Genomic DNA, 11156 nt, shown 5'->3' on the forward strand with positions numbered 1-11156 from the left:
TTTTTTTTTATATCCTTGTGGTGCGGGGCGGTTGCCCCCCCTCCACTTCTCGTAAACCCAACCCCCCCGGCGCCCCGGGGGGGGGGGGGCCGGCCCCCCCCCCCCCCCCCCCCACGCCGGGCGGATCACTTCACGCGCCCGTACCAGACGCTCTTGGTCCAGATCTTCTGCAGCCGCACCACGTCCCCGCTCTTCGGGGAGTGCCAGAGCTTGTTCTTACCCGCGTAGATGCCGACGTGGTACACGTTGCTGCCCGAGTGGAAGAACACCAGGTCTCCCGCCTTGCGGCTCTTGGCGGAGATGTGGCGCGTCTTGTTGTACTGCTGGGCAGCCGTGCGGGGGAGCTTCTTGCCGGCCTTCTTGAACGAGTAGAGCGTGAGCCCGGAGCAGTCGAACCGGTGCGGCCCTATCGCCCCGTACTTGTAGGGCGAACCCTTCTTGGATGCCGCGATCTGGAGTGCCTTGGTCGCCGGTGTGGCTGCCGCGGCCTCGGAGGCGAAGCCGGGGGCCACGATCGAGCCGCCCACCGCGGCGATGGTGAGCGCCGAGGCCGTACCGGCTCGGGCCATGAGCGACGGGACACGATTGAGCGCAGTCATGCGCAACCCTTCGTCAGCCGCCTGTGAAGGATGACCTGTCGGATTCGGGCTGACAAAGTTGCCCGGCCGCTGACGCGGCTTCACCCCAAGGGCTGCTCGGATCCGGTCATGGCCTGACCGTCCCGGCGACCCGTCGTGCTTGGGTCCTCCACTCCTGCCGATCCACTCCTGTCGACCGGTCGTCCGGGCGGCGGCAGGACTCGGCGTCCGCCCGGATCGCCCCGCCACAGCGGCGGGGGCTTGTCGTCAGTCAGGGATCTTGGCGCATGCCTGTCCTGATTTCCCAACGGAACCGGGGATTTGTGTTGTTACTCACCACTCACCCGTTCGGGTGGACACGTGTGCGTTCGCGCCACTGTTCGCGGGTTCGCGGACCGTCGGACCAGCACCGGAATGCCCAATTCCGTCCTATGGCTACGCGCGTTGCGCAACCGGAAGGGTCCCCAAATCGGTCTCCCGCCTACTCCGAACAGGGGTACGTCTTTCGGCCCGTTTCAACTCAGCTCCGAACGCTCCACATCTCCTCGGATGTCCTGGCCGGCGGCTCGCGTCAACTGACGGACTCCGGGGGCAGGGTGAGTCGCGCCGTGCGCCGTTCGCCGTCCAGCACCCGCAACGCCCGGGCCAGGGTGGCGGCGTGCAGTTCCGTCTCGCCCCGCTGGTGCATCAAGGCCAGAGCGTCACGCAGCGCGGTCGCCTTGCCGACGAGGGTCTGGGCGGCACGCAGCCCGCGGTAGGTGTCACCGTCCCGGGCCGGGTTGATGCGGCCGAGCAGGTCGACCACGTCGAGGTAACGGTCGATCAGTTCCGCCTCGGCGCGGGTCAGGGCGGGCAGCGGCGGCAGTTCGGGCGGGAGCACGGGGGCCTCACCGCCCGGTCGGCGGGGCGAGGGTGGCCTTGCGGTTGGGGATGATCCCGTCCACCAGGCCGTACTCCACCGCCTCCTGCGCGGTGAGGACCTTGTCCCGCTCGATGTCCGCGCTCACCTGCTCCCGGGTGCGGCCCGTGTGCAGCGCGAGCATCTCCTCCATCCGGCTCCGGATGCGCGTCAACTCGTCCGCCTGGATGGCCAGATCGCTCGCCTGGCCCCGGATCGGCTCGGGCAGCGCCGGCTGACGGAGCACCAGGCGCGCGTCGGGCAGCGCGAATCGCTTGCCGGGTGTCCCCGCCGCCAGCAGTACCGAGGAGACGGCGCCGGCCTGGCCCAGGAGGATCGTCTCCACGTCGCAGGAGACGTACTGCATCGTGTCGTAGATCGCCGTCATCGCGTGGAAGCTGCCGCCGGGGGAGTTGATGTACAGCGAGATGTCGCGCTCCGGAGCCTGGTGCTCCACATACATGAACTGGGCCATCACATCGTTCGCCGAGGTCTCGTCCACCGGCGCTCCGAGGAAGATGATCCGCTCCTCCAGGAGCTTCGCGTACGGATCCGTCGTCCGTTGCCCGGACGCCGTGCGTTCGGTGAACTCGGGCAGTACGTAGCGGGCGGACGGTCGGGTCATGGCGAACCCCCTCCTCGCGGGCGCGGCTGTCTCCGGCGACAGCCGTCTCTGTAAAAAATGTACAGGACGTACGTGACGTTATGATGGGGACATGGCCTACGAGATTCCGGTGACGCAAGCCAGGGCTGAGCTCGCCGACCTGATCAACCGCGTGGTGTACGCCGGTGAACGCGTCGTCGTCACCCGGCACGGCAAGCCCCTCGTCGCCCTCGTCTCGGCCGATGACCTGCGGCGACTCGAAGAGGGCCAGGAGCTCGCGGAGCCCGTGGAGGAGCAGGTGGTCAGCGCGGTGTCCACGGTCCGCCAGGTCGCGTCCGCTCCCGGCGAACCACAGCGGTTCGGCATCGCGGCGGAGCACCGCAGGGCCGGCCCGGCGTAGACCGGCCGCCCCGGGCGGGCGAGAGGCTCAGGCCCGTCCGAAGCCCGGGCATGTGGGAAGCGCGGGCATGTGAGAACCCCGGGCCTGTGAGAACTCCAGGCGTGTCAGAACCCCGGGCATGCGTGAAGCCAGGAAGGACAGGAAGACCGTGCGCCCCCGTCCGCTACGGCGGGGGCGCACGGTCGCTCCGTGCCGGCATGCGGCGAGGGCGGGCTCAGCCGACCGGCGACAGCTCCCGGCGGTCGGCCGCGGGCTCACTGCCCTGCTTCCGTGTCCTGAGCGAGCCGCCGAGCAGCACGGCACCCAGGCCCAGCACCGCCCACCAGGTCAGCGTCAGGGCGGGCCCGGTCGCCGCCGCGCCGTCGAAGTACGACACCGAGCGCAGCAGGCTCGTGCCCGCACCCGGCGGCAGCCACCGGCCGATCGCCCCGGCCGGCTCCGGCAGCATCTGCGGGGCCGAGGTGGCGCCGGAGAACGGGTTGCCGATCAGCATCACCAGGCCGGCCCCGACGCCCGTGCCGGCGGGGCCGATCAGCGCGGCGAGTCCGGCGACGGCACCGCCGACGGCCAGCGTGGACAGGGCGAGCACACCCGCTTCCGTCCACCATGTGCCGCCGAGCGCCCCGAGCCAGCTGTGCGCGATCCCCGCCGCGACCACACCCACCAGGGCGGACGCGCCGACCAGCGCGAGGGCTGCGCGGCCGCCGCGCAGCCCCAGCAGGGTGACGACCGCGCCCGCCGCGATGCCGGCCAGGGCGAGCGGGAGCACGGCGGCGTTCAGCACCGCGCCGCGCGGATCGGCGGACGGGGTGGGCACGACATCGACCGTCCGGACCCGGGTGCCGTCGGTGGCGGCCTGCTGCGCCACGGCCTGCTGCAGGAACTGGGCGACGGCGGGTCCGGCCGCGGACGCGGTGAGCAGTTCGGGCCCCTGTGGCGTGACCACGAGCGCGCCGTACACGCTCCGGTCCTCGATGGCGTCGCGGGCGGCGGCCTCGTCGGCGTAGCGGTGGATCTCGAAGGCGCCCTCGTGCCGCTCCAGCTGCCGCTCGACCTGGGCCGCCGCGGCGGTCGGTCCGGCCACGCCCAGCGGCAGGTCGCGGGGTGCGATGCGGGAGGCGGGCCAGGCGAAGGCCCACAGGGCCAGGGCTGCCAGGACGGGCACGAGGACGACGACCGCGATCACATGGCGGTTGCGGGAAGGCATGAGGGTCTCCTGAAGTGAGCGGAGCCGGTGAGCGGAACCTCGAACGCTTAAAAGAAGGATCGTTCGTTTTGCTATGCCCTCACCGTGCTCCAATGGCGGCCTCTTGTCAAGAATGAATATTCGTTTTAGATTGGGGATCATGGCCCGCGTGTCCCAGGAACATCTCGACGCCCGCCGCCGCCAGATCCTCGACGGCGCCGCGCTCTGCTTCGCCCGCAACGGCTTCCACGCCACCTCCATGCAGGACGTGCTGAAGGAGGTCGACCTCTCGGCCGGCGCGGTGTACCGCTACTTCAGCGGCAAGGAGGAGCTGATCGGCGCGATCGTCGCCGAGACGCTCGGTTCCGTCCGCGAGGCTTTCGAGGAGGCGGCGCGGCAGAGCCCGCCCCCGCCGCCGGACGAACTCGTCGCCTCGGTCCTCGGCAGGACGCTCGCCGCCCGTGAGTCCCTGGTCGTCGACGGTCGGCCCGCCTTTCCGCGGCTCGTCATCCAGGTGTGGACGGAGACCCTGCGCAACGAGGAGCTGGCCGCCCTCCTGCGGGAGGGCTACGGCTCGGTCCGCGCGGTCTGGGGGAAGGTCGTGGAGGGATATCAGGAGGCGGGCATGATGCGGGCGGACGTGGTGCCGGACCACGTGGCCCGCACGATGATCGCCTCCGTGCTCGGGTTCATCGCGCAGCAATCCCTCTTCGGACCCGCCCCGGTCGAGGTCCTCCAGGACGGCCTGCGGGCCCTGACGGGCATGCGCGGCGAGGGCGCCGGCGGATCACAACTCGGTTAACGTGCCCGAAACGCGACCCAATTAGCCTGCCGACCACGCCACCTGGCACTTTGCCCCGTGGCCGCGGCAACCGGGCCCCGCACGGCCCGGAGTGACGACTGTGAGGTGGGACGTGCAGCTGACCCCGCACGAGCAAGAACGACTGCTGATCCACGTGGCGGCGGACGTCGCCGAGAAGCGCCGGGCCCGTGGACTGAAGCTCAACCACCCCGAGGCGGTCGCGCTCATCACCTCGCACATCCTCGAAGGCGCCCGGGACGGCCGGACCGTCGCGGATCTCATGTCCTCCGGGCGCAAGCTCCTGACCAGGGACGACGTCATGGAGGGCATCCCCGAGATGATCCACGACGTCCAGGTCGAGGCCACCTTCCCGGACGGCACCAAGCTCGTCACCGTCCACGACCCGATCGTCTGACGGGGAGCCACCGTGATTCCCGGAGAGTTCCTGTTCGCCGACGGGCCGATTGCCTACAACGAGGGCCGCGAGGTCGTCCGCCTCACCGTCCTCAACGCAGCCGACCGGCCCGTCCAGGTCGGCTCCCACTACCACTTCGCCGAGGCCAACCCCGGCCTGGAGTTCGACCGCGCCGCCGCGCGCGGCAAGCGGCTGAACGTCGCCGCCGGCACGGCCGTGCGCTTCGAACCCGGGATCCCCGTCGACGTCGAACTCGTTCCGCTCGCCGGATCCCGTGTGGTGCCCGGTCTGCGCGGGGAGACCGGAGGTGCCCTCGATGCCTGAGATCTCGCGTGCCGCGTACGCCGACCTGTTCGGCCCGACGACCGGCGACCGGATCCGCCTCGCCGACACCGACCTGCTGGTGGAGATCGAGGAGGACCGCTCCGGCGGCCCCGGACTCGCCGGTGACGAGGCGGTGTTCGGTGGCGGCAAGGTCATCCGCGAGTCCATGGGCCAGGCGCGGGCCACGCGCGCGGAGGGCGCCCCGGACACGGTGATCACCGGCGCGGTGATCATCGACCACTGGGGGATCGTCAAGGCCGACGTCGGCATCCGCGACGGCCGGATCACCGGTATCGGCAAGGCCGGCAACCCCGACACCATGGACGGCGTCCACCCGGAGCTGGTCATCGGCCCGGAGACCGAGATCATCGCGGGCAACGGGCGGATCCTCACGGCCGGCGCGATCGACGCGCACGTGCACTTCATCTGCCCGCAGATCGCCGACGAGGCGCTGTCCTCCGGCATCACGACCCTGGTCGGTGGCGGCACGGGCCCCGCGGAGGGTTCCAAGGCCACCACGGTGACCCCCGGTCCCTGGCACCTCGCGCGGATGCTGGAGGCGATGGAGGCCCACCCGCTCAACATCGGCCTGCTCGGCAAGGGCAACACCGTCTCCCACGAGGCGATGCTGTCGCAGATCCGGGGCGGCGCCCTCGGTCTGAAGCTGCACGAGGACTGGGGCTCCACCCCGGCCGTCATCGACGCCTCCCTGACGGTCGCCGAGCGGACCGGCATCCAGGTCGCCATCCACACCGACACCCTCAACGAGGCCGGGTTCGTGGGCGACACTCTGGCCGCGATCGCCGGGCGGGGCATCCACGCGTACCACACCGAGGGTGCGGGCGGCGGGCACGCGCCGGACATCATGACCGTGGTCTCCGAGTCGTACGTGCTGCCCAGCTCCACCAACCCGACCCGGCCGTTCACCGTCAACACCGCCGAGGAACACCTCGACATGCTGATGGTGTGCCACCACCTCAACCCCGCGGTACCGGAGGACCTGGCCTTCGCCGAGTCCCGGATCCGGCCCTCCACGATCGGGGCGGAGGACGTGCTGCACGACCTGGGCGCGATCTCGATCATCTCCTCCGACTCCCAGGCCATGGGGCGCGTCGGCGAGGTCGTCATGCGGACCTGGCAGACCGCGCACGTGATGAAGCGACGGCGGGGCGCACTGCCCGGGGACGGACGCGCCGACAACCGCCGCGTACGTCGCTACGTCGCCAAGTACACGATCAACCCAGCGCTCGCCCAGGGTCTGGCGGGGGAGGTCGGATCGGTGGAGAGCGGCAAGCTGGCCGACCTGGTGCTGTGGGAACCGGCGTTCTTCGGCGTCAAGCCGCAGCTCGTCATCAAGGGCGGGCAGATCGCCTACGCGCAGATGGGCGACGCGAACGCCTCCATCCCCACCCCGCAGCCGATCCTGCCGCGCCCGATGTACGGGGCGATCGGGCGGGCGCCGGCCTCCAACTCCCTCAACTTCGTCGCCCCACTGGCCATCGAGGCCGGGCTGCCGGAGCGGCTGGGGCTCGGGAAGCGGTTCGCGGCGATCGAGTCGACGCGCGGGGTCACCAAGGCCGACATGCGCGAGAACGACGCGCGGCCCGAGGTGCGGGTCGATCCCGACAGCTTCGCCGTGCACATCGACGGGGAGCTCGTCGAGGCGGCCCCCGCGGCCGAACTTCCCATGGCCCAGCGGTACTTCCTGTTCTGAAGGCTGAGGGTGTTCTGATGTCACGTGCTGCGCTGCTCGTTCTGGCCGACGGCCGCTTCCCCGCCGGTGGGCACGCCCACTCGGGCGGGGCGGAGGAGGCCGTCAAGGCCGGACGGATCAGTGGGGCGGCGAGCCTGGAGGCATTCTGCCGGGGGCGGTTGCACACGGCGGGGCTGGTCGCGGCGGGCCTTGCCGCGGCCGCCGCACTCGGGATCGACCCCGTCGCGCTCGACCGTGCCGCGGACGCCCGTACGCCGTCGCCCGCGCTGCGGGTCGCCGCGCGCAGACTGGGGCGGCAGCTGCTGCGGGCCGCCCGGGCGACCTGGCCGTCCGCCGAACTGGACGCGCTCGGCAGGGAGTTCCCCAAGGGGGCACATCAGCCGGTGGTGCTGGGACTGACGGCCCGGGCGGCGGGGCTGGGTCCGGTGGACGCGGCGTACTGCGCGGCGTACGAGAACGTGAGCGGGCCCGCGTCGGCGACCGTGCGGTTGCTCAGCCTCGATCCGTTCGACGCGACGCGGGTGCTGGCCCGGCTGGCGCCGGAGGTGGACCGCGTGGTGGACCGTGCGGTGGAGGCGGCGCGACGCGTGGTCGACGACGGGGTCGACGCACTACCCGCGGCGTCGGCGCCGCTGCTGGAGACCGGCGCGGAGGCGCACGCGGCCTGGCCGGTGCGGCTGTTCGCGTCGTAGCCGCCTCCCGGACGCTGCGCAGACCAACCCCTCAGGGGCACGGGGAACTGCGCGATCAGCCCCCACTCACCCGCGCCTCGACATCATCGCCCGCCACCCCGGGCCCGCCTCACCAGGAGCCGCACATGCACCTCGACCACACCCACCACGGCCCGGCCGCCGTCAGTGCCGACGCCGATCGTCCCGACGGCACCCGCAGAGCACTCCGCATCGGACTCGGCGGTCCCGTCGGCTCCGGGAAGACCGCCACCGTCGCCGCGCTCTGCCGGGCGCTCAGGGACGAGCTGGCGCTCGCCGTCGTCACCAACGACATCTACACGCGTGAGGACGCCGAGTTCCTGCTCCGCGAGGCCGTGCTGCCGCCCGAGCGGATCACCGCCGTGGAGACGGGCGCCTGCCCGCACACCGCGATCCGGGACGACATCTCCGCCAACCTGGAGGCGGTGGAGGACCTGGAGGACGCGGTCGGGCCGCTGGATCTGGTGCTCGTGGAGTCCGGCGGGGACAACCTCACCGCGACCTTCTCCAAGGGACTCGTCGACGCGCAGATCTTCGTGATCGACGTGGCCGGGGGCGACGACATCCCGCGCAAGGGCGGACCGGGCGTGACCACCGCCGACCTCCTCGTCGTCAACAAGACCGACCTCGCCCCGTACGTCGGCTCCGACCTCGCCCGGATGGCCGCGGACGCCAAGGCGCAGCGCGCCGAACTGCCGGTGGTCTTCCAGTCGTTGCGCAGCGAGGCCGGCGTGGCGGATGTCGCCGCGTGGGTGCGGGCGCAGCTCGCCGCGTGGCGGGCGTGAGCGTGCGTACCGGTGCCGGGGTGCGGTCCCTCGCGCGGATCGTCGCCCGGGACGACGGGCGGGGCGGGACCTCGCTGCCCGTGCTGGAGAGCGACGGGCCCCTGGCGCTGCGGCGCACCCGGGCCTTCGGCTCCGAGGCGCGGGTCATGCTGGTCGGCGCGATGAGCGGGCCGCTCGGAGGTGACCACTTCACCGTGGAGGGCCGGGTGGAGGAGGGTGCGCGGCTGTCCGTCGGGTCGGCCGCCGCCACCATCGCGCTGCCCGGGCAGGCGAAGGGCGAGGCCCACTACGACGTCCGGCTCGATGTCGACGGCCATGGCGAACTGCACTGGCTTCCCGAGCAGTTGATCTCCGCCCAGGGCAGCGACCTGTACGTCACCACCCGTGTCGAGCTCGCACCCACCGCCCGGCTCGTGCTGCGCGAGGAGCAGGTGCTCGGACGCGTCGGCGAGGAACCCGGACGGCTCACGAGCCGTCTGACCGTGCGGGTCGCCGGGCAGGCCGTACTCGACCAGGAACTGGCCTGCGGGCCCGGCGCGCCGGGCGGCTGGGACGGGCCCGCCGTGCTGGCAGGGCATCGCGCCGTCGGCCAGCTGGTCGTGGTGCGCCCGGAGTTCGCCGCCGAGCCGGTGACGGCCAGGGCGCTGGGGGAGGGAGCTTCACTGATGCCTCTCGCCGGGCCCGCCGCGCTGGTGACCGCGGTGGCGCCGGACGCCCTGCGGCTCAGACGGCTGCTCGACGAGGCCCTGTCGTCTCTGCGGCAGACGTAGGCGTCCGTCCCGCGGCAAGCCCAGGTGTCCGTCCCCTCCCGGACCCGGCGTCCGTCACGGACCCGAGCGTCCTTCCCCGCACACCGGTCCTGCGCCTCACACACCGGTCGTCCGCAGAGAAGTACACCTTCTCCGTTTATCGGATTGGCAAAGAAGGACGCCCGACCCTGTTGTCAGGGACCCCACAACCGGGAGGATCGCCCGTACTGATCTCAACGAGGTACGGGGAGGTCCCCCTTGAGGGGTTCGAGACCGAAGAGGCGGGTGGCGGCGCTCGGTTCGGCCGGCGCGCTCGTCACGGCCACGCTGATAGCCGGCGCGTTCGCGGCGCCCACCGCGAACGCGAGCGCGGGCAGCGGCCACGGCCAGGACCGGGAGGCCAAGGGCACCGCGATAGCCGCCGCCCGGGCCGCGAAGGCCGGCATCGGCTGGCAGGACTGCCCCGCCGACTGGAACCTGGCCAAGCCGATCCAGTGCGGGTACGTCACCGTGCCGCTCGACTACGCCAAGCCCTACGGCAAGCAGATCAAGCTCGCCGTCGACCGCATCGGCAACACCGGCACCAAGGCCGAACGGCAGGGTGCGCTCATCTACAACCCGGGCGGCCCCGGCGGCTCCGGGCTGCGCTTCCCGACCCGGGTCACCAACAAGAACGCCGTCTGGGCCAACGCGGCCAAGGCCTATGACTTCGTGGGCTTCGACCCGCGCGGTGTCGGCAAGTCCGCGCCCATCTCCTGCGTAGACCCCCAGGAGTTCGTCAAGGCGCCCAAGGCCGACCCGGTGCCCGACTCCGAGGCCGACAAGCTCGCCCAGCGCAAGCTGGCCCGCGAGTACGCCGAGGGCTGCCAGGAGCGCAGCGGCGCGATGCTGCCGCACATGACCACGCCGAACACCGCGCGCGATCTCGACGTCATCCGCGCCGCCCTCGGCGAGAAGAAGCTGAACTACCTCGGCGTCTCCTACGGCACCTACCTGGGCGCCGTCTACGGCACCCTCTTCCCGGGGCACGTGCGCCGCATGGTCGTCGACAGCGTGGTCAACCCCTCGCGGGACAAGATCTGGTACCAGGCCAACCTGGACCAGGACGTCGCCTTCGAGGGCCGCTGGAAGGACTGGCAGGACTGGGTCGCCGCGAACGACGCGACCTACCACCTCGGCACCACTCGCGCCGCCGTCCAGGCGAAGTGGCTGGAGCTGCGCGCCACCGCGAAGAAGAACCCCATCGGCGGAGTCGTCGGCCCGGCCGAGCTCATCTCCTTCTTCCAGAGCGCCCCGTACTACGACTCCGCCTGGGCGTCGACCGCCTCGGTCTTCAGCAAGTACGTCGCCGGCGACACCCAGGCGCTCGTCGACGCCGCCGCCCCCGACCTGTCCGACACGGCGGGCAACGCCTCCTCGGAGAACGGCAACGCCGTCTACACGGCCGTGGAGTGCGCCGACGCCAAGTGGCCCACCAGCTGGCGCAAGTGGGACCGCGACAACACGCGGCTCCACAAGGACCACCCCTTCATGACCTGGGCCAACGCCTGGATGAACCTGCCGTGCGCCACCTGGCCGGCCAAGCAGCAGACGCCGGTCGACGTCAAGACCGGCAAGGGCCTGCCCGGCGTGCTCATCGTCCAGTCCGAGCGGGACGCGGCCACCCCGTACGAGGGCGCCGTGGAGCTGCACAAGCGGTTCAAGGGCTCCCGTCTGATCACGGAGAAGGACGCGGGCTCGCACGGCGTCACCGGTCTGGTGAACCCCTGCATCAACCCCCGGGTGGACAGCTACCTGCTCACCGGCAAGCTGGACGGCGCCGACGTGACCTGCGCGCCGCACGCCACGCCGAAGCCGTAGCCGTCGTACGACGGTATCGAGGGGCGGCCGGGGCACCCCGCCCCCCCCCCCCCCTGCCAGGTGGACCAGACGTCCGGGGCGCGCACCACGCGGGCCCCCCCCCCGAGGGGAAAGGGGGGGGGGTGGCCCGG

The 11156-nt window shown here is 71.8% G+C and carries 13 protein-coding genes and 1 riboswitch; of the genes, 9 read left to right on the plus strand and 4 right to left on the minus strand.

The annotated features are described in order from the left end of the window. Positions 1-125: 125 nt before the first annotated feature. The 3 genes from ACFCXS_RS20385 to ACFCXS_RS20395 form a co-directional block, all read right to left on the minus strand. Positions 126-599, minus strand: a complete 474-nt coding sequence (locus tag ACFCXS_RS20385; protein ID WP_104781964.1) for a C40 family peptidase — start codon at positions 597-599, stop codon at positions 126-128. A gap of 3 nt (positions 600-602) precedes the next feature. After that, a riboswitch (cyclic di-AMP (ydaO/yuaA leader) is annotated at positions 603-815 on the minus strand. Between the two features lie 334 nt (positions 816-1149). Beyond that, positions 1150-1458: a hypothetical protein gene (locus tag ACFCXS_RS20390; protein WP_376644752.1), complete on the minus strand. Its 309-nt coding sequence runs from the start codon at positions 1456-1458 to the stop codon at positions 1150-1152. A gap of 7 nt (positions 1459-1465) precedes the next feature. Beyond that, entirely contained in the window at positions 1466-2101 is a 636-nt protein-coding gene (locus ACFCXS_RS20395) for an ATP-dependent Clp protease proteolytic subunit (protein ID WP_376644753.1), read from the minus strand. A 91-nt stretch (positions 2102-2192) separates the two neighbouring features. On the opposite strand from ACFCXS_RS20395, the gene ACFCXS_RS20400 reads away from it, so the two are divergent. Next, on the plus strand, positions 2193-2480 hold the full coding sequence (locus ACFCXS_RS20400) for a type II toxin-antitoxin system Phd/YefM family antitoxin (RefSeq protein WP_376644754.1): 288 nt from the start codon (positions 2193-2195) through the stop codon (positions 2478-2480). A 214-nt stretch (positions 2481-2694) separates the two neighbouring features. On the opposite strand, the gene ACFCXS_RS20405 is transcribed toward ACFCXS_RS20400, so the two are convergent. Further along, positions 2695-3687 carry an ABC transporter permease gene (locus ACFCXS_RS20405; protein WP_376644755.1) on the minus strand — a complete coding sequence of 331 codons (993 nt, stop codon included), beginning with the start codon at positions 3685-3687 and terminating at the stop codon, positions 2695-2697. Between the two features lie 139 nt (positions 3688-3826). Here ACFCXS_RS20405 and ACFCXS_RS20410 point away from each other — a divergent pair, with 139 nt between their 5' ends. The 8 genes from ACFCXS_RS20410 to ACFCXS_RS20445 all read left to right on the plus strand — a co-directional run bounded on the left by ACFCXS_RS20410 (position 3827) and on the right by ACFCXS_RS20445 (position 11025). Further along, complete coding sequence (locus ACFCXS_RS20410) at positions 3827-4468, plus strand: TetR/AcrR family transcriptional regulator (protein ID WP_376644756.1); 642 nt, start codon at positions 3827-3829, stop codon at positions 4466-4468. Positions 4469-4580: 112 nt separating this feature from the next. Beyond that, positions 4581-4883 carry an urease subunit gamma gene (locus ACFCXS_RS20415; RefSeq protein WP_329330161.1) on the plus strand — a complete coding sequence of 101 codons (303 nt, stop codon included), beginning with the start codon at positions 4581-4583 and terminating at the stop codon, positions 4881-4883. Between the two features lie 12 nt (positions 4884-4895). Further along, positions 4896-5207, plus strand: coding sequence for an urease subunit beta (locus ACFCXS_RS20420; RefSeq protein WP_376644757.1), 312 nt, complete (start codon positions 4896-4898; stop codon positions 5205-5207). Beyond that, a complete protein-coding gene (locus tag ACFCXS_RS20425; protein ID WP_376644758.1) occupies positions 5200-6921 on the plus strand; it encodes an urease subunit alpha in 1722 nt (573 codons plus the stop codon). Before ACFCXS_RS20420 ends, ACFCXS_RS20425 begins: the two co-directional genes overlap by 8 nt. A 17-nt stretch (positions 6922-6938) precedes the next feature. Then, a complete protein-coding gene (locus ACFCXS_RS20430; protein WP_376644759.1) occupies positions 6939-7613 on the plus strand; it encodes an urease accessory protein UreF in 675 nt (224 codons plus the stop codon). Between the two features lie 125 nt (positions 7614-7738). Beyond that, positions 7739-8416 carry an urease accessory protein UreG gene (gene ureG / locus ACFCXS_RS20435; RefSeq protein ID WP_376644760.1) on the plus strand — a complete coding sequence of 226 codons (678 nt, stop codon included), beginning with the start codon at positions 7739-7741 and terminating at the stop codon, positions 8414-8416. Continuing rightward, positions 8413-9186 (plus strand): urease accessory protein UreD, encoded by a 774-nt coding sequence (locus ACFCXS_RS20440; protein WP_376644761.1) that lies wholly within the window; start codon positions 8413-8415, stop codon positions 9184-9186. Before ureG ends, ACFCXS_RS20440 begins: the two co-directional genes overlap by 4 nt. Before the next feature lie 237 nt (positions 9187-9423). Next, a complete protein-coding gene (locus ACFCXS_RS20445) occupies positions 9424-11025 on the plus strand; it encodes an alpha/beta hydrolase (RefSeq protein ID WP_376644762.1) in 1602 nt (533 codons plus the stop codon). Positions 11026-11156: the final 131 nt, after the last annotated feature.

The organism is Streptomyces sp. NPDC056373, assembly GCF_042262425.1.
GTDB lineage: Bacteria > Actinomycetota > Actinomycetes > Streptomycetales > Streptomycetaceae > Streptomyces.